This is a genomic window from Winogradskyella ursingii, assembly GCF_013403975.1.
Taxonomy (GTDB): Bacteria; Bacteroidota; Bacteroidia; order Flavobacteriales; family Flavobacteriaceae; genus Winogradskyella; species Winogradskyella ursingii.
In genome coordinates, this window is record NZ_JABFDH010000006.1 from 146,893 (window position 1) to 171,500 (window position 24,608).

A 24,608-nucleotide genomic window follows, 5' to 3' on the forward strand; every position below is an offset into this window, starting at 1 on the left:
TCTAGGCTTTAGTTGCGAGCGTAGTGATAATGATTTTTGATTAAGAACTAACGTTGTCAATTCCCAATGGTTTTGGATAATTCGGCCGTCTTTGGCGGTAAATCGAATCCGTCTTAATGGCGGTTTTTAAATTATTGCAACTGTTATTTATTTTTCCAATTTGTCAAAATATCAGCTATTTCTTTTCCAACTTCTTTTTCTAAACGAGTTGATAATTCCGAATCAGAAAGTTTATCGTTTTTGCTCAAATCGGTATTAATCAAAAAATTGAGAAGCTTTATTAAAATATCGCTTGTGCCGGAATCAATTATCGACTTTGCATTTTGATAAAGTTGTATTTGAAACCATTCATAATTTTGAGGCGTCAGTTTTTGAACATATTTTTCTTCAAAGTCTTTGAGTGTTTTAAATTCTGCCATTCTATCGCCAGATTTTATTACAAATGCTGGATATGTATCCATTATTTCATAAGAAGAGTTAGATTTATTTTTTATAAAAGAATACATACTCATTGTGGCAAATAACTCTTGTAACCACTTTCTTTGCGGTTGAGTCCCTTGCTTAAAATGATAAAGATGGGCTAATTCGTGAATGGACAAGGTCTCTCGGTAAAAAAGGTCCAAATCAATATGCTCACCGTAAACGGGTTTTAAAGAACTCCAATAGTGTTCAGGTAACTGAATAATCATTTTTTCCACTTCTTTCGAAATAACTGATTTATCTAATCCAAGTATTACATTTCCATTTCCAGCTTGAGGTAAACCTGGTGGTGGGAAGTAAGCGTATTCACTCCACGCTTTATTTTCAATGAACAAAACAGCAAATTCTAAATCTGTTTGAAACATTTTATCAAAATACAGTTTGGCACTGTTTAAATTTCTAAGAGTTTCTTCTTGGGTTTTTAAAGAGTCATTTGAAACCAAAGTTTTAAAAGAATAATCTGTTTCTAATTCTATTAACCCTCTATGAATAGAAGTGTCAATCCAAATTTCTTGACCTTGCAATTGCATTGTGATACAACAAATCAAAATCGCAATAAAATGAGTAAAAGTTGATTTTTTCATAGTTGTGTTTTAATTGGAGGCAACAGTTTTGGTTATGATTTCGTTGCATATTTCAGTACCTAATTTAGTAAATACAAATTGATTAAAAAATCCTAGAGGAATTTTGTTAGTAGGCGTGTATTAACAATTAATTTTATACGGTGTTTTCAATTGGTTTTTTCAGTCATAAATTCTAATTATTTCGCCATTTCCTTTTCCGTTTACACTTCTAACATATCCGTTAATTACTTTTTTCATTGGTATTGGATTGTGTCCAGGAAAATAGTCTTTGTACTTTTCGTAAGCATCTTCTACCATTCCAGAAGAAACAACATTAACTCGTATTCCATTCTCAATTTCAAGTGCCACAGCTTTCACAAAACTATGTATTCCACCATTTACCATTGCAGCACTTGTTGTTTTTACAACTGGGTCGTCTGCCAAAATTCCTGTTGACAATGTAATCGAACCATTTGGATTTAAATAATTCTGTCCAATGCGTACAAGGTTGACTTGTCCCATTAATTTACTTTTTAATCCAATGTAATAGTCGTCTTCGGTAAGTTCATTAAAATTTGCCCATTTCGCTTCTCCAGCGATACAAATTATGGCATCCACATTGCCAATTTTATCAAACATTGATTTTATTGATTTACTATCAGCAATATCAACATTGACATCTCCATTGGTTCGTCCAGCCATTAAAATTTCGTTCTTTTCTCTAAAATGTGAAACAACGGTTTTTCCTATTGTTCCGTTCCCTCCAATTATTAAAATTTTCATTGTCTTAGTTTTTAAGTTAAGCATTGAGCTTTGTTACATTTCTCTTTTTTATTTATTGACTTATATATCGTTAAAGTAGCAATGATACTCCAAAGTAAATTGGTTACAAATGGTGGAATTGCATTGTAGTAATAACAGTTTATGGCTATTAGAAGTCCTCCAAAGAAGTTCAAATATTTGCCATAGTTTAAATACTTTTTATTTTCGATTAAGGTTAGGGCATAGGCAAAGATTATCAATCCTGAACCAGACCAACCTAAAATGTCGATTATTGTTTTCATAGTTTGTTATATTGCGAAATGTCGATATGTTTAAATAAATGTTTTAAGTTAGAAAGTCAGTAAATTGGTTAATGATTTTTTCGTTTCTTTTCAAATAAGACCATTTTCCGTGTCTTGTTGATATTAAAAGTCCACATTTCTCCATATTAGTCAAATATGTTGAAATAGTGGATTGTGATAATCCAGTTTTTTCTTGAATATAAGTAACGCAAACTCCATCATTAAAATGTTTTAATGTCTCGTGTGGTGGGAAATGTTTTTCTGGTTCTTTAAGCCATTCCAATATCTGAAATCTGATTTGGTTCGATAAACATTTACCAATTTCTGTCGCTATTTTCAAATTCATACTACAAATATATCTATAATTCGCGATATATAAAAATAAAAATCTAGTTTTATTTGAAGCACGATTTTTCTTGCCTGTTATTAACGGACCAGTAAACGAAACGGAGGGTGTAAAAAGACCCTAACTTTTCGCATAATATATTGTCCATGAAGTGTTTTTCAATTCCACATTTCAAATTTCAAATTATAACCCTTTCTATATTGATTTATATCCTAATCTTTCAGATTATTTGATGCGTTTTTTTGTTATTGCCAACTTTATATATATAACAATTTTCGCCTTTTTATTAATGGGATAAGACAACATTATTACATCACCGATAGATTCTATCAAGGTTGAATGATTTCCTTAAAGTCAAGGAAAAATGCTTCGAACAAACTCATATTTTTATTGAAAAATTCCATCACATCGCGCCAGGTGTTTTTATTGTGAATAGATACTTTTTGGTCTATCTGCACGTAGATACGTGAAATTTCCTTTCCATTTTCTAGATAATATTCTTCTTCAAAAATAGCTTCGGGTAGATACTCATTTTTCAGAACGTTTTTAAGCGCTAATAACTTTTCCCAAATATTAATACGGTTTTCAAGGTCATCTTCCAAATCTAGTGCGACGATCGCAGTTTTATTATCAAAGTGAAATTTAAATGAAAATCCCTTGATTTTGGTATCATACATAATCCATTTTCTGGGAAAAGATTTACCAAAACTGGTCCAGAACTGCTGTCGTAGTTTTTTTGATTCTTCTCTGCTAAACATTTAGAAATTGATTAAAGACAGATTAACACACCGCACTATATATAATAGGCAATTACGATACCTAAACAAATTGCCACTAATTTTGACAAGTTAAATTTATGACCTTCACCAGTTTCAAACAAAATTGTGGTAGATATATGTAAAAAGATTCCGATAACAATCGCATTGACCAAGTAAACATAGTTAGATAAAAATGCCAATGTATTGGCCGTATAAGTACCCAACGGTGTCATAGCGGCAAATACGACTAAAAAGCTTGTAATCTGAAATTTACTATAATTAGATTGTAATAAAAATGTAGTGATCAATATAGCAATTGGAATTTTATGGACAAGGACTCCATATACCATATCATTATGCTGATGAATAGGAAACCCTTCTAGAAAACTATGGATACAAAGACTGATGAATAGCAACCAAGGAAATGCACTCGAATTTTTATGGATATGAACATGTCCGTGTTCTGCACCTTTAGAAAAGAATTCCAAAATAACCTGAAGTAAGATACCGCACATAATAAACAAACCGGTTTGTTTTGCATTTATGTGTCCATAAACCTCTGGTAGCAAATCGAAAAATGTAAGTGCCAATAAAAACGCACCACTAAAACTGAGTAATAATTTTGTGCCGAAAGGCTTTTGTTTTCTAGTTAATAATGCGATAGCCGCTCCGATAATAATAGCCAGAATGGGAAGTAAGTACATATTCATGCCAGCAATTTATTTAAAAATTAAGATAAGACGTTCTGAATTTTGAGGATGGTACTTTTTTAATTTATAATCGCCAAATACGTCTAATAGATGTACTCCAGCTTTCTCAAACAAAGCCTCAAAATCTGCTAATGTAAAAGCTTTTACCCGTTCTTGAAACTGATAAGTTTCGTCATTAATTTTAAAGTTGATGTCTTTTATAATATAACCGTCTTGTACGCTTCTTTTCTGATAAAAACTAATGCCATCCACTATCTTCACATCTTCTGCTACAAGGTTATCTATGACAGAGTTAACATTCATAAAATCAATAACACCAAAACCAAAGTCATTTAATTCTGTTTTTATGGCTTTAATAGTTTGAAGGTTGCATTCATCGTCTTCAAAATAACCGAAACTTGTAAATAGATTAAAAACTGCATCAAATTTTTCAGGATAAGGTTTGGTCATATCATGAACATCAAATTTTAATGTTTCTGTTTCAAACTGTTTGGCGTAGGCTATACTTTGCTCAGACAGATCCACACCTGTTACATTAAATCCCAAGCTGTTTAGGTAAATGGAATGCCGACCTTTTCCGCAGGCTAAATCTAGGATTTTCCCTCCTTCAGGAATATTAAGATAATTGGTGAGATTATCCATAAATGCTTGAGCTTCCTTATAATCCCTGTCTTTGTAAAGAATGTGGTAGTAAGGTGTATCAAACCATGAAGCGTACCATTGTTTGGTTGTTTGTGCCATAGTATTAAATGTCCTGCAAAAATAGCTTAAATTTGCATTTTATTAGACGTAGTTTATGGACAATAATTTTAAGATGGTAGCCAAAACCTTATTTGGCTTTGAAGATATACTGGCAAAAGAACTTACGCAACTCGGTGCCATGGAAGTGGAGAAAGGGGTACGTAACGTGAGTTTCGTGGGTGATAAAGGGTTTATGTACAAAGTTAATTTGGGCATAAGAACCGCTATAAAAATCCTGAAACCGATCAAGTCCTTTAGAGTGGTCAAGGAAGATGACCTTTACAAAAATGTGAAAAACATTAAGTGGGAAGAGTATCTAAAATCTTCTGGCTCGCTAGCTGTTGATGCGACGGTAAATAGCAAGGTGTTTACCCATTCGCAATACACTGCTTTAAAAACAAAGGATGCTATTGTAGATCGATTCCGGGATATATCTGGTGAACGTCCCAATGTAGATTTACGTTTTCCTGATCTTAAGATTAACGTCCATATAGACCGGCAGCGTTGTACCATTTCATTGGATACTTCTGGCGAATCGCTTCACCGACGTGGTTATAAAACGGCAACAAATATTGCTCCTATAAATGAAGTTTTGGCAGCAGGATTAATCATGATGAGCGGTTGGGATGGACAATCTGATTTTATGGACCCAATGTGCGGTAGTGGTACTATTTTGGCCGAAGCGGCGATGATTGCCTGTAATATTCCACCCAACTTGATGCGAAAAGAATTTGCTTTTGAACGTTGGGAGGATTGGGATGTTGATTTGTTTGAAACCATTGAAGAATCCCTTTTAAAGAAAACACGCGATTTTCATCATAAAATATTAGGTTATGATAAGTCGCCTTCTGCCATTGCAAAAGCGAAAGAGAATATAAAAAATGCGCATTTGGATGAATTTATTCATGTACAGCACGAAGACTTCTTCAAAACCCAAAAAGCGGGAACGGATAAGTTGCACATGGTATTTAACCCACCTTATGGCGAGAGATTGGAAAATTTAGATGTTGAAGAATTTTACGGTAATATTGGCACCACGCTTAAACACGGTTATCCAAACACTAATGCTTGGCTCATAACCTCAAACTTAGAAGCTTTAAAATATATTGGTCTGCGACCATCACGAAAAATTAAAGTGTTCAACGCTAAGCTTGAAGCACGATTGGTCAAATACGAAATGTACGAAGGTAGTAAGAAGGCGAGTAAACAGTAAGTCTCATTAATTCCCCATAGGGAAAAACTAAATGCCGAAGATTTAAAAGTTGTCACCTGTAGAGGGTTTTAAGGGTGATTCAAAAAAGCCAAGTAATAATTTTAGTATCTAAAAATCTTTGCGTTTCAGTGGCTTTGAAAGAAAATTTAACTTTCCAATCCTTCTAACTGTAAGTTATAATCATACTGCAGATCCTCATGTAGTACGCTGATTTTCTTCTTAATGGAGACAATCTGTCTATCGTAAAGGTTACTCAATGTTCTGTTGCGGTGAATGGATGGTTTTAGCTCATTTAATCGTTCGCAAAAGTAGAGTAGAAGCTCAACTTCTGTAGATTTCTTTAAAGAATACCTGCTGTAAACCCTAATCTGTCTTAGAATTTTTCGGATGGTTTTCTTCATGTAGAAATAGCTGTTGGTATTGATGCCTTCAAACAATTCATCCAACGAAGATTTTACACTTGCGATATAACCATCTTCATCATGTGCTTCAAACAAAAGGTAGGTGAGTAGAGCTTTATTCTCTTTTTTAAATTTCCCCAGACGTAAACACAATTCCAGTAGTTCCTCTTGGGAGTGGTGTTTGAGTTCCTTTTTTATAGTGACTATCGATTCGATTTTCATACTATAAAAGTAACTATATTTTGAATTTTGATAGAATGAAAATTAAAATGAAAAAATAACTAGAGACAGCGCTAAAGTTTATCTCAACTTTGGATAATCCGTAGGGCTCATTTCGTGCATGACATCATAAACTGTTTCAAAAATATCCTCAACTGAAGGCTTAGAGAAATAATCACCGTCTGTACCATAAGCTGGTCTATGAGGCTGTGCCGCCAAAGTTTTAGGTACGCTGTCTAAATATTGAAATGCATTCTGAACATTTAGAATTTGATCTAAAATATAAGCGGAAGCTCCACCTTTTACGTCTTCGTCAATAACGACACATCTATTGGTTTTTGAGATACTTTTTACAATATCATGATTGATATCAAACGGCAATAGGGATTGAACATCAATAATTTCAGCATCAATACCAACTTCCTGCAATTCTTTTGCGGCTTGTTCTACCAATCGCAACGTAGAGCCATATGAAATCAGGGTAATATCTGCACCTTCGCGTAACGTTTCAACTACACCAATTGGTGTTTTGAATTGACCAATATTGTTTGGCATTTTTTCTTTTAGTCGGTATCCATTTAAACATTCTACAATTAATGCAGGTTCGTCACTTTCAATAAGCGTGTTATAAAATCCTGCAGCTTTGGTCATATCTCTTGGTACAAGAACATGTATTCCTCTAATCAAATTTAGAATACCTCCCATTTGAGAACCAGAATGCCAAATACCTTCTAGCCTATGTCCTCGCGTTCTCACAATCAACGGTGCTTTTTGTCTACCTTTTGTACGATAATGAAGTGTAGCCAAATCGTCACTCATAAGCTGAAGCGCATAAAGAACATAGTCCAAATATTGAATTTCAGCAATAGGTCGTAAACCTCGCATTGACATACCAATCCCTTGACCAAGAATAGTAGCTTCCCTGATTCCAGTATCTGCAATCCTCAATTCACCAAACTTTTCTTGTAATCCTTCCAAGCCTTGATTCACATCTCCAATATGGCCTGCATCTTCACCAAAAATTAAGGCTTCTGGATAGTTAGAAAATAGGGCATCAAAGTTATCGCGTAAAATAATGCGTCCATCAACCAACTCGGCATCATCGTTATAGGTTGGATTAATTTCAGATTGATTTAGCGCCTTTTTATCCGATGAGCTTAGTAGGTGCGAACTGTATTTTGGTTGAATTTCCTTAATATAATTGTCAATCCAATTTTTAAGATCATTTTTTGCAGAAAACTCTTCAGTAACTATATATCGTAATGACTTGCGCGCTGCGGACAATAAATCACGTCTAAATGGTTCATCTATAGCATTGAGCTCATTAGTTAATTTTGAAATAAACACACCATTTGAGCTTACTGAAGCAACTTTTTCTAAAATTGAAACAATTTCTCGCTTCTCGGCTTTTATAGGATTAATGAAAGCGTTCCAAGCAGCTTTTTTACCGTCTCTAACGGCTTTTTTGAGGTCTTTCTCTATAGTGCTTAGCTCTTCATCCGTCGCTATATTATTAGCAATCATCCATTGGCGCATCTGAACGTTACAATCGTACTCACGTTCCCATGCCAATCGATCTTCATCTTTATAGCGTTCGTGAGAACCAGAAGTAGAGTGTCCTTGAGGTTGTGTCAATTGCTGCACGTGGATCATCACAGGTACATGCTCCTTTCTAGAAATCTGTGAAGCACGTTGGTAAATATCTATCAGTTCAGGGTAATTCCAACCGTCGACTCTAAATATTTCGTAACCATTTTCTTTTTCAGTACGTTGAAATCCTTTTAATATTTCGGATATATTTTCTTTAGTCGTTTGGTGCTTTGCATGTACGGAAATACCATATTCATCGTCCCAAATGCTTATCACCATCGGTACTTGTAATACGCCTGCTGCATTTATTGTTTCAAAGAATAGACCTTCGCTTGTACTGGCATTACCAATAGTTCCCCAAGCAATTTCATTTCCATTGTTCGAAAAATTGGTGGTATCAATACCTTTTACATTTCTGTATATTTTAGATGCTTGTGCGAGGCCTAATAGACGTGGCATTTGTCCTGCAGTTGGTGATATGTCTGCACTACTGTTTTTCTGTTCAGTTAAATTTTTCCAATTCCCATTTTCATCCAAACTATGAGTGGCAAAATGTCCTCCCATTTGTCTTCCGGCAGACATTGGTTCTTGTTCTAAATCAGTGTTGGCATATAGTCCAGCGAAAAATTGTTCAATGGTCAACTCACCGATAGCCATCATAAAGGTTTGATCACGATAGTAGCCCGATCTAAAATCACCATTCTTAAAGGCTTTGGCCCAAGCGATTTGTGGTACTTCCTTGCCGTCACCAAAAATACCGAACTTGGCTTTACCTGTAAGTACTTCCCGACGACCTAATAAACTACATTCTCGACTTGTCACCGCAAGTTTATAATCGCTTAGAACTTCAGATTTAAAGTCATTGAATGTAATTTCAGTTTTTGAGTCTGGGTTGGCCTTCATATATGTAAATGTTTCTGTAACAAAATTAATTAATTTAACAATTTTACGCAACTCATAAAACTGTTATAATATTGAATTATTATCAATAATATATCATATATATACATTATTATTCAATAAAATGTAAAAAATTAACTTTTCAATAAGAATTTGCTAATACCATTTTCGCCTAAATAGACCAAGAAGTACTTGTGGGTCTACTGATATGATGAATCGGATTTTTTGGTCGTAATTGGGTTGACCTATTTCCCAACCTAAATTTGAATAGATAGGAAGGTAAATTTCAAGATAGTCTTCAACTAAATTCAGTCGAATACCAGAATCATATACAAAATTGGCTGGACTGAATTTATTTTTTACCAAACCAACATCTCCATAGGCTTGAATGTAACGCCAGATTGAGGTGCTAAAATTTGCTGTGGTCATCCATTGATTGGCAAATGGTGTTTCTAATTGGGATTTAAAACCACCTTCAGTAATAATGAGCTGTTGACTAAAAAGACCTGCATCCTCAGAACGTCCTAAGTAATTAAGATCAAATAGATAATCCGTTGGTCTGTCTAAGGCAAAGCTGAAGAAATTTGAATTTGGATCGGTATCATTATTTAAAAATACACCAGCGAAAAACCTGAAATTTATATTTCTGTTACTCTTAGTAAGGTTTCTGATTTCGTAATTAACGGAAAATTTACTGAATTTTTGGGCAATCTGGAAATCTGTTGAAAATCTCGAATAATGAATAATGCCAGGATTCGCACGAGTATATCTTAAATTAAATACTCCATAATCCGGCTCATCAACCATGACAACAGCATCTTCTCCAATATCTCTTGAGATACTAACGTATCGTGCTGTCAGTGCGTCTACTCGGTCAGATCTTAAATCGTCATTATCTCTAAATCCCAATGTGATCGATGGCCTTATTCTTGTAAAATAGGCATCCTCGGCAAAAGATTGATAAGCTGTTGAAAGTCCATAAGTAATGTCAAAGAGACTCTTATTGTCTAGATTATGTGTATAAAACGCACTAAAACCTCCTGTAAATGATTTTGACCTCGTAGCGTATTGCGGTGAGAACTTGTAATTTAAGCGCTTGCGTAAAATTGTTTTATTATAAAACTTAGCGCCGAGTGTAAGACCGTCATAAATATTATTGAATTCTACCAATGGCATTAAAAACAACTGATTGTAATAAGGGTCTTCAATATCTTTAAACAATCTGAACTGCAAAGGTTTGTTGTTTAAAAAGAAACCATTTACCGCTCTGTAATTATCACGCTGGTTAAATTCCCAGATTACATTGTTGTAATCTAAAATTAAACGATCTGTAGAGTCTCGTGGAATGGTAAGGACTTTAGAGTCCTTTATGTTCTCAACCCATACTTTATCTATAATCGTATCATTACTTAATCTAAACAAGGAAACTGGCATGCGGTTATCTTGTTTGTTCTTTATGGTCAGGGTAATGGAATCTTGTGTAGTTTTAACGGACTGAATCTTGAAATCTATTTTTTTTCTTGAATTCACATAATCGGTAAAAAACCAGTCAATGTCTTTTTCTGTTTTTGATTTTAGGAAGCTCTCAAAGTCAGCGTGAGTTACAGATTGTAATTTATACGTTTTGATAAAATCCTTAAGAGAAGCATCAAAATCAATATCGTCTGCGAACCCTTTTAAATATTGAAGTCCGAGTCCCGCTTTATATTTTCCCGCAATGTTAGCATTGAATTTTATTAAAGAATCTCTAGAAGTTGTCAATGGCTGATCCTTATTTTTCCTTGCCATCTCCATAGAGTAGAGGAAGTACTGAAAATTAAAATCCAAATCAGCTGCGTGAAATGCCCTAATGCCCCAAACATCTGCTAATGTACCGAGCAGTTTCATGTCTGGATAATAGGTTTCTACATACTTTATAAGCATATAGGTTTGGATACCCTCACTTAACCAGTGTTCTTTTCTTGGATTTAACAACAATACATTGTCTAGATATTTTTTTGTAGCCGTTTTTAGAAGTTTCAATTCATATTGAAAATCATCAGGAAAAGGTCTCAAAAATGAAGGCAATTGATTAAGGCCGTACAAAGGGTTTCTATTGTAGTCTATTTGAGAAATGAGCAATTTACGATGCGGATACGATCCTAAATTTTCAGTTAGAAAACTAGTGATTCTATCTGTAAGAATAGCTTTGTCAGGTGCTGGTAAACCTTTCTCATTAATATTGGATACAACTATAAAATCATCGGTTTGGACTTGGCGATATCTCGGTAGTTTTCTTATTGATATATAAGTATCTACTCGATCTAGTCCGTAAAGCTCAGTGACCACAGTTTTTTGTTCTAAATTGGTGTTGATATCGGCAATATCCAATTCCGAAGTGATTCTAAAATTGATGGGATGCTTAATTATGATAGAGATGTCGGACCTGGGTACAAAAAGATCATCTAGATTTTTATTGCTGTAAAAGTGCCACTTGCCATCATAAACGGCAGGAGTGATGTACCAATGCTTTAATTCAAAATCTTGTGTTTCGGTAAAGCCATAATCCGTGAAGGTGGCATCGGGTAGAACTAAGGTATAATTAAGATTCAAGCGATAGGACTCACCTGGATTTAGTGGGTTTTTAAGTTGTACTTTAATGACATCTGGATGGTCTTTAAGATATTGGTATTCCAATCTGGTGTTGGCTTTGTTCTTTATGTAAGTCAAAAAAGTAAAACCACGTTGCTCATTTTTTGCTAAATGAAATTTAGTGGTAAACTCTTCTTCGAACCGTTTGGCTAAAGGTGTAGATTTGGTAGAATAACTATTGTTCCAATCACTCAGGTAAATTTCAGATAAAACATCTGTAGAGGTGTTTTTATAAACAATGACCTGCTCAATGGTGATGGTTTTTGTCTGTACATCGACATCTGCATCAATACCTATCTTATTCTGGGAGAATGCCAATAGGTGTAAGCAAGCGAAGCAAACACATATATATAGTTTTCTAATCAATTAGCAATTATAAATTTTATAGTTTTAAAATTCGGTAATGCTAAGAAATATAAACCGTTTTCCAAATCCGAAACATCAAAAGTTTGCAATCTATCTGTGTTCGTGGTCAAAGTTCTTATTGATTTGCCACTACTGGTATAGATTACGAGGTCTTGATTGAAGTATTCAGGAGAATCAACCAAAACGGTCAACTCTTTTGTATTTAAGGTTTTTTCTAATAGCAATTTTTTAGAAACGCTGTTATTTTCTAAATTAAGAAAAGTAGCATCCATTTCTAATGTTACAGTAACGGGAAGATGGTCACTAAAATTGTGCAGAGCATCCCTTATTTCAAAAGAAAATTCGGAATCTGTTGTTGCGCAATTACTCGAATTAATGGCACTGTTATAGCAGGAGGACAAACCGTTATTACCATACACTTGATATGAATTTGCTACATATCTGACATTTGCGGTGCTCAGCATATTTTCTGAGGTGAGTATAAAATCAAACCGATCATCAAAACCACCACTTGTGCCACCCAAACCACTTTGGGTTCGTGTAGATTGTGTAAAAACGTCTACAAAATTTGGATTATTATTCCAATCCCCAATTCTATTGGCAGGATCTACAAAAGTAATGTCATTAATTTCATCAAGTAATTCTTGAAAGGCCGCTTCCGTTGCTCTGTAAATGTTCAAATCACCACCTAGCACCACATTGGCATTTGCTGGCAACGTGTCTAGGTATGACTCCAGTTCCAAAACCATTTCAAAACGCCGTTGTTCATTACTAGGTCCGCTAGACGCTTTTAAATGACAGACAATAACATAGATTTCAACTGGGTTTGAAGATTGGTCAACAGTGTTTAGTTGTAATCGATAGACATTAAAATCCCTTAATTGCGTGGGTACAATGATCTGTTCTTCTATGCTGAATTTAGAACTGTCATAATATAGAAGATTCTGTAAATCATTCTGATCGCCTACATTATCATCTGAAGTATTGGATATATAAGTGGCCATTTCAAAATTTGAATTAATCGCAGTTCTAGTAATATTTAAAATGGTATTTGCTCCAGTTGAATTGTTGAGTTCACAAACCAAAAATAAATCCGGTTGGTAATCTGAAAGAATAAATGCCAAATCGTCCTCCCGATTGGGTACAGTATCTTCCAACGGATAGTTGAGCAAATTGTAGAACATGACTTTAAAGGTGTCCTGGGCGGTACCATGGGTGATTGTAAAACAAGCGGCCAATATAAAAATGAAACACTTCCTACTCATAGGATTTAGGGCTTTTAAAAGTTTAGAAATTAGGGCTCAGGTTATATTCTTTATAGAAATCGTTAAGAATTTCTATCACTTCATCTGCAGTATCAACTATGTGAATTAAATCCAAATCCTCTGGACTAACATTATTATTTGCTTCTAGCAGAGTTGTTTTTACCCATTCCATTAGTCCTCCCCAAAATTCTGTTCCAACTAGAATAATAGGAAACGATTCTATTTTATGGGTTTGTATTAATGTCATGGCTTCGAAAAGCTCATCGAGCGTACCAAATCCACCAGGCATTACCACAAAACCTTGTGAATATTTTACAAACATCACTTTACGCACAAAAAAGTAATCAAAATCCAAGCTTTTGTCACTGTCAATATAAGGGTTGTCATGCTGTTCAAAAGGTAAATCAATGTTCAATCCCACAGAAGTACCACCTGCATTATGAGCACCTTTATTACCAGCTTCCATAATTCCTGGACCTCCACCAGTAATCACACCATAACCGTGTTCAACAATTTTAGTAGCTACTTCTTCAGTGAGTTTATAATATTTATGATCTGGCTTTGTTCTGGCAGAGCCAAAAATTGAAACACAAGGGCCAATTTTGCTTAATTTTTCATAGCCATTTACAAACTCTCCCATAATTTTAAAAATGGCCCAGGAGTCGTTTGTCTTAATTTCATTCCAGCCTTTATGTTTTCTTTCTGTTCTCATTTATTAATGTCTTTATATATTCTAAATCCACATATAATGGATTATTACTGATTTCTTAATTGCAAAGCGAACAAATTTAAAGCAAAATGAAAGAACTATTAGCCAATATACCCAAAAAATAAAGCGCATGGATTACAAAATCTATGCGCTTCTCAATATATGTTGTGTGTTAATTAGAGTGGTTTTTTGCCCGAAATTATATTGTATAAAATAACAATTACAGCAATTACTAGCAAAATGTGAATAAGACTACCGGTACCAATTCCACCAACGATACCAAAAAATCCTAATGCCCAAATAATAATACAAATTACGGCTACAAGCCAAAGAATACTTCTCATAATGATTGTGTTTTTTGTGTTAGTTATATACTAATTTAACAAATTATATGAACAAATAGTGAATTTTTTTCAATCGAGTTAAATAAAATGTTGAATAGGTCATTAACAAAATACCAATCCAAAGTTATTGTAATTCCTTTTTTAGAAACTTTGCAGTATAACTTTTCTTATCTTTTATAATTTGCTCGGGCGTGCCTTTGGCAACAACTTTTCCGCCACCTTTACCACCTTCGTAACCAATATCGATAATATAATCGACAGTTTTTATAACATCGAGGTTGTGCTCAATAATCAAGACTGTATTTCCTTTATTAACCAATTTGTTGAGTACTTTCATTAAGACCCTTATATCTTCAAAATGAAGTCCTGTAGTGGGTTCGTCTAAAATATAAAATGTGTTTCCTGTATCCCTTTTACTTAATTCGGTAGCCAGTTTAATACGTTGTGCTTCACCACCTGAGAGCGTTGTACTTTGTTGGCCTAGTGTAATATAGCCCAAACCAACATCTTTAATTGTTTTTAGCTTACGGTATATTTTAGGAATGTGCTCAAAGAAAGTCACGGCTTCTTCAATGGTCATATTTAGCACATCACTTATGGATTTTCCTTTATATCGAATTTCCAAAGTCTCACGGTTAAAACGCTTGCCTTGACATGTTTCACATTCTACATAGACATCTGGCAGAAAGTTCATTTCAATTACACGCAAACCACCACCTTTACATGTTTCACAACGTCCGCCAGCTACATTGAAGCTAAAACGTCCAGGTTTATAGCCACGAATCATCGCCTCAGGAATCTGTGCAAATAATTTACGGATTTCGTCAAAGGTTTTGGTGTAAGTTGCTGGGTTGCTTCTTGGTGTTCTTCCAATGGGAGATTGGTTAATGTCAATCACCTTATCAATATGTTCCAGACCTTTAATACTTTTATAAGGCATCGGTTTTTTGACACCGTTAAAGTAATGCGCATTGAGAATAGGGTAGAGCGTTTCATTGATTAAGGTAGATTTGCCACTGCCTGAAACTCCGGTCACACCAATCATTTTCCCGAGCGGAAACTCAACATCCACATTCTTCAAATTATTGCCAGTACAGCCTTTTAGCACCAGCTTTTTCCCATTGCCTTTACGACGTTCTTTCGGAACTTCAATTTCTTTCTCGCCATTAAGATAGGCAGCAGTTAAGGTATGTTCTTTTAATAGTTGTTTGGGCGTGCCTTCACTTATTATTTCACCACCATGCTTGCCAGCAAAAGGGCCAATATCAATCACATGATCGGCACGCTCAATCATGTCCTTATCATGTTCTACAACAATCACAGAATTACCAACATCACGAAGCGATATAAGAGAGTTAATCAATTTTTCGTTGTCACGTTGGTGCAACCCAATGCTTGGTTCATCTAAAATATAAAGTACACCCACTAACTGTGAACCAATCTGAGTAGCTAATCTGATCCGCTGTGCTTCACCACCAGAAAGGGATTTGGAGCTACGATTGAGGCTCAGGTAGGTGAGTCCAACGTCCAATAAAAACTGAACCCTGTTTTTAATTTCTTTGATAATTTCTTCGGCTATTTTTCTTTGCGTATCGTTGAGTCGATTAGGCAACCCTTCTAGCCATGCTCCCAGTTCCACAACATCCATCATTACCAAATCTGCAATGCTCTTGCCATCAACTTTGAAGTAAAGCGATTCTTTGCGTAAACGAGAACCATTGCAAACTTCGCATTGTACTTTGTCCATATATTCTTTGGCCCAGCGAACTAATGAAGTAGAATCTGATTGGTAATGGCTTTCAATAAAATTAGCTACACCTTCAAAATCAATTTTATAATCACGTGTAACTCCTAGGATTTTACTTTCTACCGTAAACTTATCTTTGCCTCCATAGAGTATGATTTGTTTAGCTTCTTCAGGAATGTCTTTCCATGCGTCGCTCAACGAAAAATCAAAGCGTTGCGCAATGGTTTCAAATTGTTTAAAAATCCAACTTTTCTTTTGTGGACCATGGGGTGCTAAAGCTCCATTTTTTATCGAAAGTGTTTCATTTGGAACGAGCTTTCGGTCGTTGACTACATATAACTCGCCTATTCCGTTACAATTAGGGCAAGCACCTTTTGGAGAGTTGAATGAAAAGTTATTCGGTTCTGGGTTGGGATAGGAAATGCCTGAAGTTGGACACATGAGATTCCGGCTGAAATAACGCGGTTCATTGGTTTCCTGATCAATTACCATTAATACATCATCTCCATGATACATCGCAGTATTGATACTTTCCATCAAACGCTTTTCATTATCTTTACTGTCATCAATTTTCAGTCTATCAATAACAATTTCTATATCATGGGTCTTGTAACGGTCCAGTTTCATGCCTTTTTCAAGATCGACGATATCTCCATCGGTACGTACTTTGACAAAGCCTTGCTTGGCTATTTGTTCAAATAATTCACGGTAGTGCCCTTTTCTACTACGGATCACTGGCGAAAGAATATTTATGCGCTTCCCTTGATAAGATTCCAATATCAAATCCTTAATCTGTTCATCGCTATAGCTCACCATTTTTTCACCCGTCTCATAACTGTAAGCATTAGCTGCTCTAGCGTAAAGTAATCTTAGGAAATCATATATTTCTGTAATTGTACCAACGGTAGAACGAGGTGATTTGCTCGTGGTTTTTTGCTCAATGGCAATGACAGGCGAGAGCCCATCTATCTTATCTACATCAGGACGTTCAAGACTGCCCAAAAACTGACGCGCGTAAGCCGAAAATGTTTCAATGTAACGACGTTGCCCTTCTGCATAAATGGTATCAAAAGCCAAGGACGATTTTCCACTACCAGACAATCCAGTAATTACCACAAGTTGCTCTCTAGGTATTGTAACGTCTATGTTTTTAAGGTTGTGAACGCGTGCTCCTTTTACTTCAATGGAATCGTTGAATTGGGTCATAAATGAATTAAAATTCTTCTTTATTATAGCAAAGTTGCAAAGGTACGAATTATTGTTGTCAAAACTTACTCGTCTTTCTAATGCACCAAAGCAATCTGACGAATTGTTTGGATGTGGAAATAGCTTCGTTTGATTAGATGACGGCTGATTTATATTCTCGAAGCTATGTAATAGGATCGCTTTGAGTTTATCCTCTCAATGACAATCTGATATATTCTGCAAACTGACTAAAAACATGTATATTTAAAAACAAACATTAACCTTAAATCAATGAAATTGACAAAGTGCTTCACTCGATTATTTTACCTATCATTAATCCTGATCTTTGGTTGCAATGAGATCAATCCTGAAGGGGAAAAAGAAGTGCGTGAATTTGTTAAACAATGGAACAACAAGCACACGGAACTAAAGTCGGCATATTTAAAAGACGATTACATGGATGTTGTCACATACTACGGAAAAGAACGCACTAATACACAGGTACAACAAGATAAGATATTGTTATTCGAAAAATTTCCGGATTATGCGCAGCGCATCATTGAAAACGAAATTACAATTACAAAAGAGGCTTCGACCTATTTGGTTGCTTTTACAAAACGAGTGAAATACAATGGAGTAGAAGCAGATTTTACTTCGTTTCTTTCTGTGATCAGCAAAAACAATAAATTCAGAATACTTAGAGAAGGTATTTCTGAAAACTCAAAAAACCGTAATGCACCCGTTTTGCCTTATAATCGTGAAAATGATGTGGCAATTGTCAAGAACAAGCGTCTTTATGGCGATTTTAATGGAGATAACCTTTCAGATTTTGCCAGTGTCAAGTCTCCTAAGATAAAACCCACAACCGATACAGAAGTTAAAGGTAACGAAACGGTTGATTGTGTTGGTGAATGCGATAGTGTTATCATGTTTAGTCAAGTAGATTTAGAGCCTATTGTAGTAAAAGGAGCCTACCAATCACAATTAGAAAACCTTAAAGATTTAAATGGAGATGGAGCAGATGAAATAGGTTTTTGGGATATTAAACCCAAAAGTAAAAGTCTTTATATTTTTGATGCTACAAATGGTGAGTTATTGACCGAACCCGTATATATTAACACTGCTATTCATAGTAATTTAAGCCTTATTGATGTTTTTAAGAAGACAGGTCCTAAAAAGATTTCGGTAACTCATAGCGAAGAGGTGAATGGAGATTGGGTGTTGCAAAGTGAGAGTATTGTGTTGGATTAGCAAAATGATATTTTAAAAAAAGGTTGCGATAGTTTGGTTTTCCGGTCAATGGCGCCAAGAGAAGTTGAGTATCAGTTTATGGCCATATTGGTACATTCTTACGTTTCTATCAATGATCGTAAGCGTTTTGATTATATTTTTAAAAGTTGAACTGCCCATGCAAATGGATTAAATTATAGTTCAAACTTGTTATTACATCGAGAACCTAATTATTACTTTTAATTGATTAATATTACCCACGTAAATAAAAAGATTGCTTCGGCTAAAGCTTTGAAATAAAAATCTTAAATCATATGGAAAAACTACTAAGAATTATCGGTGCTGCATGGGGAGCCAAGAAGATAGGAGGAGGCAAATGTGGTTGTTTTGGCACTATAATAGTGTTTATAATATTATACTGGTTGTTGGGCTATGTATTTGAGATTTTTTAGACTGGAATTACTGATTTTTTGTTGGCTATTTACTTTTAGCTAACTCTCCATTTTCTAGAGTCGTCTTAGAATGAACTTTTACGGTTGATTTTAAACTTAGATACTTAGATCCATCTTTTGGTTATCTTGTTTGCCGCAATAACCATTGATTCATTTAATGTCCAATAAAAACAAAATAGTTGATGCCATAGCAGAACTGATTGAGGTGATTTTAAAAGGTTTCGGTTATCGTACTACTAAAAAGCGAACTTGGCACCAGCACGTAGTACCTTATGATGATGGTTGGGCAGTGCGACGTGAGGGTAATAAACGCGTGACTTCTAAGCATAGAAAACAAAGTACTGCGATTAACAAAGCAAAAATCTTAGCTAAACGCTATGACTCGGATGTCATTATTCATAGAGCCAGTGGAGGTATACGTGATAGGATTAGTTATAAAGATGATTAGATTAAAGTTTTCGGCCTACGATATTTTCAATTTCCAAACCAAACAACAATAATTTATGAAAGGATGGCAGTTGTGCACCGCTTTCTGTTATGGTCCATTGTTCCCATGTGGCTTCTAGTCCTCCAATGGGTATAATATCCACCCACATTTGATAACTTTTGGGTTTTCCTGTTTTGTCCAAATGCCATAAATAAGAATCGCCAGGCGTGGAACCTCCAGAAGTATAAGTGACCAATAAAGATTCTTTTTGGTTGTCGGTTATTACAATACTTCGTAATACACCCTTATCAAATACTTTGTACGGAGCGACTAACCAAAAAGAATCGTTATTAAAATAACTGGTAGCTTTATTAATGTAATCTTGCTTTTCAATACCATTATATTCTTGTTCCGCCACAAATACTTTTGAGTTATGGTTATTCTCAAAATCTAAAACTACTTTAAAATCATCCCAATATACCTCGCAGTGGTTTTCAGATTTGTGCCATTTGTAATGATGTCGGCCTTTGAAGGTCCATTCTAAATAATCAGTTTCTTCATAGGCTTCATGATCCAAGGCATCCAACATGCGTTGTGCTAATTCATCGGCTGGTGCACCTTTAATTCCAGTAGGTAGGTCTTCATTGTATTTAATGTACATAAAACCAAAAAATAGAAGTGTTGGCAAGGTGAAGAAGATGATGAGACCTCCTATAATTTTTAATATTTTTTTAAGTTTGTTCTGTTTTGCCATTGGCGTTTTTTCTGTCATTCCTGCTAAAGTAGGAATCCTTGTGTTTTTAAATATTGCTATAGGTTTCCATTTTGCTTCGATTCATTTATCCAAACAGTTCGGAGTGACAAGCGATTTAATTTTGCATTCACTGCTTTCGCCAAAACATCAGATGCTTCAGGATGATGCCGAAACCATAATTCTGGTTCAATGAGTTCTAATTCTGAAACTGCTAATTGGTTTTCGTTATTGGTAAATATATCCACACGTGCATATATAGGCAATTCAGGACAGCCTTTTACAGCGTGTTCTGCAAAATCAATTTCCGCTTGAGTAGGTGTGTAAAGGTGAACAGAGCCACCAAAATCATCTTGTACCCTAAAATCACCAGCTTTGGCTTTTTTTAAGACGGCATGTGTATATTGCCCACTAAAAACCATCATAGATATTTCACCTTCTTTCATTATATTATACTGAAAAGGTTGTAGCATCATGGCTTCTTCAGCAATAAGTTGATTAAAAATTGCTTCGTGTTGGTCTAAATTTTCGGTATTTAATTTATAGGTATGTCTTGCTGCACCGGAAATACAAGGTTTTAAAACTGTTTCTGTCCACTCAAGTTTTTTATGAAGTTCTTTTAAAGAGGTCTCGGATCCTCTTTCAATAAACTCTGTTTTGGCAATTCTAATACCATTGTCATTTAAATCGTTGAGGTAATGTTTATCGATGTTCCATCGAATTAGTTGTTCTGAGTTAATGAGCTCTGTGTGTTGGGCAACTTCACTTAGCCATTCTGAAAATTCATCGAAACGGGCAAAATAATCCCATGTACTTCTAAATAGTATGGATTTTGTTGTGGACCAATCAAAATGCTCATCGTCCCATGCTTTTCGTTCCACTTTTAAGCCTTCATTTTGTAATGCATTTACAACCAACGCATCTTCGTAAAATACGTTGTGTTGGTATGTATCTTTACTGTCTTTTAAGTAACGATGATCGGTTAGAACTACGATGTCGAGATTTGGCATAGGTTTGAAGACTTTATCTAAGTGTTTCGTGATACAACAATGTAAAAAAACAACTTCACTCGAACTGACTGTAAATTAATGTCACTTCGAGTGATTTTTGAATTTTGATAAAATTGTATGAGTAAATTTTTGTAGTTTCTAATTATCAGATTTATAACCTTCTGGACGTTTCCAGCGTACAGGTGCTTTAGGCTCTGGCATGAGTTCAAATTCATTATTTTCCAATAATCTCATAGCTTCCTCTACAGCACGTTGTAATTGTGGGTCATTTCCTTTTGAGGTTTCTTTTGGATGCTGAATTACTTCAATATCTGGTGCAACACCATCACCTTCAACAGCCCAGTTACCATCAACATCATAAAATCCTCCGCGTGGAGCGACCATACGTCCTCCATCGATAAATTGTGGTGTATCCCATGTGCCGACCAATCCTCCCCAAGTTCTAGTACCAATTAGTGGTCCGATGTCTTTCATTTTAAACATATATGGCAACAAATCACCGCCTGAACCTGCACGTTCGTTAATGAGCATTACTTTTGGTCCCCAAATACCTGCCATTGGCGTAGTCCAAGGTCTATTGTCATTTGCTTTACTATTAAAATAGCCAAACAATTCTCGTGACATGATATCGATCATATAATCGGCTGCAGAGCCACCGCCATTGTTTCGCTCGTCAATAACAACCCCTTTTTTATCCTGTTGAGAGAAATAATACCTGTTGAACGATGTAAATCCTCCACCACCTGTGTTGGGTACATATACATAAGCCAGTTTTCCGTTTGATAGTTCGTCAACCTTTCTGCGATTGCCTTCTACCCAATCTACACTTCTAAGACCACGCTCATTACTTACGGGCTTAACTAAAACCGTTCTGGCATCTTGCATATTTGGTTTTGAATTAATAGTTATATTAATTGCTCTTCCAGCAGTTTGTTCCAACAAGCTGTAAGGATTCATTTCAGCTGTTAACTTTTTTCCGTTGACGGCAAGAATGTAATCACCCTTGTTGACATTGATTCCAGGTTGAGCTAATGGTGCGTCCAGGCCTGGATTCCAACGTTCACCATTATAGATTTTTTTGATTTTATAATAACCGTTGTCCTCTTCAAAATCAGCACCCAATAATCCTACAGGCACCCGATCTACATTTGGAAAATCACCTCCAGATACGTAAGAATGACCGACAGCTACCTCGCCACTCATAATATCCACTACATAATTTAAATCTGTTCTGTGGCGTACGTGTTCGATCCAAGGTGCATACCATTCATAAACCTCATCCCAAGGCGCGCCATGAACGTTATCTACATACAGAAAATCTCGCATGTATCTCCAACCTTCCTTGAATATTTGATGTGCTTCGGCCTGTGGGTCTAACTTTACTTTTATATTTATTTTGAGATTATCCTTTCCTGGTTTTGGTGGCGATTTAGAATCCGTTAACACCCAATTCCCATTTTGAAATAATAAGATCGAATTTCTATCTTCTGATGCTACCATTTGGTTAACACCATCAGCGAAGTCTGTGGCTTTTCCTTCTTTTAAACTGTAGGAATGAACCTTGAGTCCATTTTCATTTGGAATTGCTTCAGCAACAAAAACCGTTTTTTCAGGCCCTTTTAACAAAGCGACGTAATTTCTAGCTGGTAACTCTAAAGCTACAGCTCTGTCAAAAATACCTTGTTCGGTAATGGTGACGCTAACCCCTTTCGCATCTTTCTTTTCGTCTTTTTTATCCTTGCCTTCTTTTTCATCAGCTTTCTTCTCCGCATCTTCGTCCTTCTTATCAGTTTCTTCCATATCGTTTTTAGGAAGCGTAGGTGCTTCGTCTTCTGCATTTAAAACAACCGCGTATAAATTACGTGTTAAGTCTGAAGCAGAATCGTAATTACTCATATCCAGCCAACCTGTTTGTAGTCCGTAATTAGTACTTGCCAATGTGTACAAATATTTACCATTTGAGTCCCAGACAGGGCTTATGGCATCTGCTATTGGATCTGTAATCTGTATGGTTTTTTTGCTCTCCACATTATAAGCATATATGGATTTAAAATGACTTTCTTGCTGTTTTGCAAAAGCAATCCATTTGCTGTCAGGTGACCAAACAGGATTCATAGAACGATTAGGGTGTGCGTATCGATCTGTAGCCACTATTTCCGCCTTTTCGGAATCTAAGTTAAGAATCCAAATGTTGTAGTGGGTGTCTGTGTAAGCCATGTATTTACCATCAGGAGACCAATCTGGTTGAAAATAGAATGTTGGGTCTGGTAATTTGATTGTTTTTACATTTTGACCGTATTGATCAGAAACCATCAATTGATACTCACCACTTTTATCAGAAAACCACGCGATTTTATCACCTTTTGGTGACCATATAGGATTTCTATCTGCTACTCCAGGTGAGTTGGTAAGGTTCATCCAAGTGCCATCTTCTTTTGGTACTGTAAAGATTTCACCACGGTGCTCAAAAATGGCTCGTATTCCATTTGGTGAAAGGTTTGGGTTGGATAAATTTCTTGCTGAAACATTGTCCCATTTAGGTCTATAGAAGTTTAAGTCGGCTTTAACGTCAATATTTAATTGTCTTGAATTGTTGGTTGAAGGATCATAAATATGAAGATAACCTCCTTGTTCATAGACAATCTTGTCATTACTCGAATCTAAACTTTTAACATCAAATTTTTTATGAAAAGTAATTTGTTTTTCCTCTTTTGTATTTGGATTAAAGGACCAGATATTCATCGTATAATCACGCTCGGACATAAAATAAACCATACCATCTAACCAAACAGGATCTAAATGGCGCTCTTGCGTAGGCTGTGAAGTTCTGATAAGTTCTTTCGTTTTTAAATCTACCACCCAAATAGGCATGGCTTGTCCGCCACGATAGTTTCTCCATTCGGCATCCCATCCTGTGATGGGAGTATAAGCCAAATGCTTTCCATCAGGAGACATTTCACCGTAGGCCGCTCTGGGAATATCCAGAGCTTCGGGAAGTCCGCCTTTAGTAGATACTGTAAAAAATTTATTAGTCATAGTCGGTTGCGACTCTCGGCCAGAGCGAAACAACACTTCGCCATCTGGAGTCCAACCTTGTACGTAATCACCATCTGGATGATAGGTGAGGCGTTTAGGTTCTCCACCATTGGCAGGTATGACAAATACATCGACGTTTCCGTCATACTCGGCAGTAAATGCAATCATTTTACCATCGTTTGAGTAATGTGGACTGGATTCGTAACCTTCGTCACTTGTGAGTCTTACGGCTGTACCACCATTTATGGATGATTTCCAAAGATCATTAGCATAGACAAAAACCACATCGTTACCATGTAAAGTGGGTTGTCTTAAAAGTTGGGTGCCTTGAGAAAAACTAAAAATTGAAAAGCAGAATGCGAGAGTAACAAATACGTGTTTCATTATTGGATTGGTTTAATTATGTAACTGATATAACGGCTTGAGGTGCTTAAATATACAATTTTGATTGAGTGGAATTTTTAAAATGA

The 24,608-nt window shown here is 35.6% G+C and carries 21 protein-coding genes; 4 read left to right on the forward strand and 17 right to left on the reverse strand.

The genetic code is table 11. The features are described 5' to 3' along the window. Nucleotides 1-143: 143 nt before the first annotated feature. The 7 genes from HM983_RS15005 to HM983_RS15035 form a co-directional block, all read right to left on the reverse strand. Nucleotides 144-1,064, reverse strand: a complete 921-nt coding sequence (locus tag HM983_RS15005) for a hypothetical protein (RefSeq protein WP_179346556.1) — start codon at nt 1,062-1,064, stop codon at nt 144-146. Between the two features lie 159 nt (nt 1,065-1,223). Then, a complete protein-coding gene (locus tag HM983_RS15010) occupies nt 1,224-1,826 on the reverse strand; it encodes a short chain dehydrogenase (RefSeq protein WP_179346557.1) in 603 nt (200 codons plus the stop codon). An 11-nt stretch (nt 1,827-1,837) separates the two neighbouring features. Then, nucleotides 1,838-2,107 (reverse strand): hypothetical protein, encoded by a 270-nt coding sequence (locus HM983_RS15015; protein ID WP_179346558.1) that lies wholly within the window; start codon nt 2,105-2,107, stop codon nt 1,838-1,840. Nucleotides 2,108-2,150: 43 nt separating this feature from the next. Further along, the gene (locus HM983_RS15020) at nt 2,151-2,453 is read right to left on the reverse strand and encodes an ArsR/SmtB family transcription factor (protein ID WP_179346559.1); all 303 of its coding nucleotides are present in this window, start codon (nt 2,451-2,453) and stop codon (nt 2,151-2,153) included. A 329-nt stretch (nt 2,454-2,782) separates the two neighbouring features. Then, complete coding sequence (locus HM983_RS15025; RefSeq protein WP_179346560.1) at nt 2,783-3,211, reverse strand: DUF4268 domain-containing protein; 429 nt, start codon at nt 3,209-3,211, stop codon at nt 2,783-2,785. A 35-nt stretch (nt 3,212-3,246) separates the two neighbouring features. Further along, nucleotides 3,247-3,921 (reverse strand): ZIP family metal transporter, encoded by a 675-nt coding sequence (locus HM983_RS15030; RefSeq protein ID WP_179346561.1) that lies wholly within the window; start codon nt 3,919-3,921, stop codon nt 3,247-3,249. Between the two features lie 9 nt (nt 3,922-3,930). Next, on the reverse strand, nt 3,931-4,662 hold the full coding sequence (locus tag HM983_RS15035) for a class I SAM-dependent methyltransferase (RefSeq protein WP_179346562.1): 732 nt from the start codon (nt 4,660-4,662) through the stop codon (nt 3,931-3,933). Between the two features lie 55 nt (nt 4,663-4,717). On the opposite strand from HM983_RS15035, the gene HM983_RS15040 reads away from it, so the two are divergent. Beyond that, nucleotides 4,718-5,875 (forward strand): THUMP domain-containing class I SAM-dependent RNA methyltransferase, encoded by a 1,158-nt coding sequence (locus HM983_RS15040; RefSeq protein ID WP_179346563.1) that lies wholly within the window; start codon nt 4,718-4,720, stop codon nt 5,873-5,875. Nucleotides 5,876-6,021: 146 nt separating this feature from the next. On the opposite strand, the gene HM983_RS15045 is transcribed toward HM983_RS15040, so the two are convergent. The 7 genes from HM983_RS15045 to uvrA all read right to left on the reverse strand — a co-directional run bounded on the left by HM983_RS15045 (nt 6,022) and on the right by uvrA (nt 17,253). Further along, on the reverse strand, nt 6,022-6,498 hold the full coding sequence (locus HM983_RS15045) for a hypothetical protein (protein WP_179346564.1): 477 nt from the start codon (nt 6,496-6,498) through the stop codon (nt 6,022-6,024). Nucleotides 6,499-6,576: 78 nt separating this feature from the next. Further along, a complete protein-coding gene (locus HM983_RS15050) occupies nt 6,577-8,988 on the reverse strand; it encodes an alpha-ketoacid dehydrogenase subunit alpha/beta (RefSeq protein WP_179346565.1) in 2,412 nt (803 codons plus the stop codon). A 153-nt stretch (nt 8,989-9,141) separates the two neighbouring features. Continuing rightward, nucleotides 9,142-11,934, reverse strand: a complete 2,793-nt coding sequence (locus tag HM983_RS15055; protein WP_218841874.1) for a gluzincin family metallopeptidase — start codon at nt 11,932-11,934, stop codon at nt 9,142-9,144. Nucleotides 11,935-11,978: 44 nt separating this feature from the next. Then, nucleotides 11,979-13,247: a hypothetical protein gene (locus HM983_RS15060; RefSeq protein ID WP_179346566.1), complete on the reverse strand. Its 1,269-nt coding sequence runs from the start codon at nt 13,245-13,247 to the stop codon at nt 11,979-11,981. 22 nt (nt 13,248-13,269) lie between these two features. Next, nucleotides 13,270-13,959: an LOG family protein gene (locus HM983_RS15065; RefSeq protein ID WP_179346567.1), complete on the reverse strand. Its 690-nt coding sequence runs from the start codon at nt 13,957-13,959 to the stop codon at nt 13,270-13,272. Nucleotides 13,960-14,132: 173 nt separating this feature from the next. Further along, the gene (locus tag HM983_RS15070) at nt 14,133-14,300 is read right to left on the reverse strand and encodes a lmo0937 family membrane protein (RefSeq protein ID WP_179346568.1); all 168 of its coding nucleotides are present in this window, start codon (nt 14,298-14,300) and stop codon (nt 14,133-14,135) included. Nucleotides 14,301-14,424: 124 nt separating this feature from the next. Continuing rightward, nucleotides 14,425-17,253, reverse strand: coding sequence for an excinuclease ABC subunit UvrA (uvrA, locus tag HM983_RS15075; RefSeq protein WP_179346569.1), 2,829 nt, complete (start codon nt 17,251-17,253; stop codon nt 14,425-14,427). A gap of 270 nt (nt 17,254-17,523) precedes the next feature. Here uvrA and HM983_RS15080 point away from each other — a divergent pair, with 270 nt between their 5' ends. The 3 genes from HM983_RS15080 to HM983_RS15090 all read left to right on the forward strand — a co-directional run bounded on the left by HM983_RS15080 (nt 17,524) and on the right by HM983_RS15090 (nt 19,362). Further along, nucleotides 17,524-18,483, forward strand: a complete 960-nt coding sequence (locus tag HM983_RS15080) for a hypothetical protein (protein ID WP_179346570.1) — start codon at nt 17,524-17,526, stop codon at nt 18,481-18,483. A gap of 293 nt (nt 18,484-18,776) precedes the next feature. Beyond that, nucleotides 18,777-18,914 (forward strand): hypothetical protein, encoded by a 138-nt coding sequence (locus HM983_RS15085; RefSeq protein WP_179346571.1) that lies wholly within the window; start codon nt 18,777-18,779, stop codon nt 18,912-18,914. A 157-nt stretch (nt 18,915-19,071) separates the two neighbouring features. Further along, a complete protein-coding gene (locus tag HM983_RS15090) occupies nt 19,072-19,362 on the forward strand; it encodes a DUF2188 domain-containing protein (RefSeq protein ID WP_179346572.1) in 291 nt (96 codons plus the stop codon). Nucleotide 19,363: 1 nt separating this feature from the next. On the opposite strand, the gene HM983_RS15095 is transcribed toward HM983_RS15090, so the two are convergent. From HM983_RS15095 to HM983_RS15105, 3 genes are all read right to left on the reverse strand, one after another. Continuing rightward, nucleotides 19,364-20,095: a hypothetical protein gene (locus tag HM983_RS15095; RefSeq protein ID WP_179346674.1), complete on the reverse strand. Its 732-nt coding sequence runs from the start codon at nt 20,093-20,095 to the stop codon at nt 19,364-19,366. Nucleotides 20,096-20,151: 56 nt separating this feature from the next. Continuing rightward, entirely contained in the window at nt 20,152-21,102 is a 951-nt protein-coding gene (locus HM983_RS15100; protein WP_179346573.1) for an ATP-grasp domain-containing protein, read from the reverse strand. Nucleotides 21,103-21,240: 138 nt separating this feature from the next. Next, nucleotides 21,241-24,522, reverse strand: coding sequence for a S41 family peptidase (locus HM983_RS15105; RefSeq protein WP_179346574.1), 3,282 nt, complete (start codon nt 24,520-24,522; stop codon nt 21,241-21,243). Nucleotides 24,523-24,608: the final 86 nt, after the last annotated feature.

Coding starts and splice junctions, on each gene's coding strand:
- HM983_RS15035 (WP_179346562.1), bottom strand. CDS start 4,662: ATGGCACAAACAACCAAACAATGGTACGCTTCATGGTTTGATACACCT.
- uvrA (WP_179346569.1), bottom strand. CDS start 17,253: ATGACCCAATTCAACGATTCCATTGAAGTAAAAGGAGCACGCGTTCAC.
- HM983_RS15010 (WP_179346557.1), bottom strand. CDS start 1,826: ATGAAAATTTTAATAATTGGAGGGAACGGAACAATAGGAAAAACCGTT.
- HM983_RS15090 (WP_179346572.1), top strand. CDS start 19,072: ATGTCCAATAAAAACAAAATAGTTGATGCCATAGCAGAACTGATTGAG.
- HM983_RS15065 (WP_179346567.1), bottom strand. CDS start 13,959: ATGAGAACAGAAAGAAAACATAAAGGCTGGAATGAAATTAAGACAAAC.
- HM983_RS15100 (WP_179346573.1), bottom strand. CDS start 21,102: ATGCCAAATCTCGACATCGTAGTTCTAACCGATCATCGTTACTTAAAA.
- HM983_RS15020 (WP_179346559.1), bottom strand. CDS start 2,453: ATGAATTTGAAAATAGCGACAGAAATTGGTAAATGTTTATCGAACCAA.
- HM983_RS15005 (WP_179346556.1), bottom strand. CDS start 1,064: ATGAAAAAATCAACTTTTACTCATTTTATTGCGATTTTGATTTGTTGT.
- HM983_RS15045 (WP_179346564.1), bottom strand. CDS start 6,498: ATGAAAATCGAATCGATAGTCACTATAAAAAAGGAACTCAAACACCAC.
- HM983_RS15030 (WP_179346561.1), bottom strand. CDS start 3,921: ATGAATATGTACTTACTTCCCATTCTGGCTATTATTATCGGAGCGGCT.
- HM983_RS15105 (WP_179346574.1), bottom strand. CDS start 24,522: ATGAAACACGTATTTGTTACTCTCGCATTCTGCTTTTCAATTTTTAGT.
- HM983_RS15070 (WP_179346568.1), bottom strand. CDS start 14,300: ATGAGAAGTATTCTTTGGCTTGTAGCCGTAATTTGTATTATTATTTGG.
- HM983_RS15015 (WP_179346558.1), bottom strand. CDS start 2,107: ATGAAAACAATAATCGACATTTTAGGTTGGTCTGGTTCAGGATTGATA.
- HM983_RS15060 (WP_179346566.1), bottom strand. CDS start 13,247: ATGAGTAGGAAGTGTTTCATTTTTATATTGGCCGCTTGTTTTACAATC.
- HM983_RS15095 (WP_179346674.1), bottom strand. CDS start 20,095: ATGGCAAAACAGAACAAACTTAAAAAAATATTAAAAATTATAGGAGGT.
- HM983_RS15040 (WP_179346563.1), top strand. CDS start 4,718: ATGGACAATAATTTTAAGATGGTAGCCAAAACCTTATTTGGCTTTGAA.
- HM983_RS15085 (WP_179346571.1), top strand. CDS start 18,777: ATGGAAAAACTACTAAGAATTATCGGTGCTGCATGGGGAGCCAAGAAG.
- HM983_RS15050 (WP_179346565.1), bottom strand. CDS start 8,988: ATGAAGGCCAACCCAGACTCAAAAACTGAAATTACATTCAATGACTTT.
- HM983_RS15080 (WP_179346570.1), top strand. CDS start 17,524: ATGAAATTGACAAAGTGCTTCACTCGATTATTTTACCTATCATTAATC.
- HM983_RS15025 (WP_179346560.1), bottom strand. CDS start 3,211: ATGTTTAGCAGAGAAGAATCAAAAAAACTACGACAGCAGTTCTGGACC.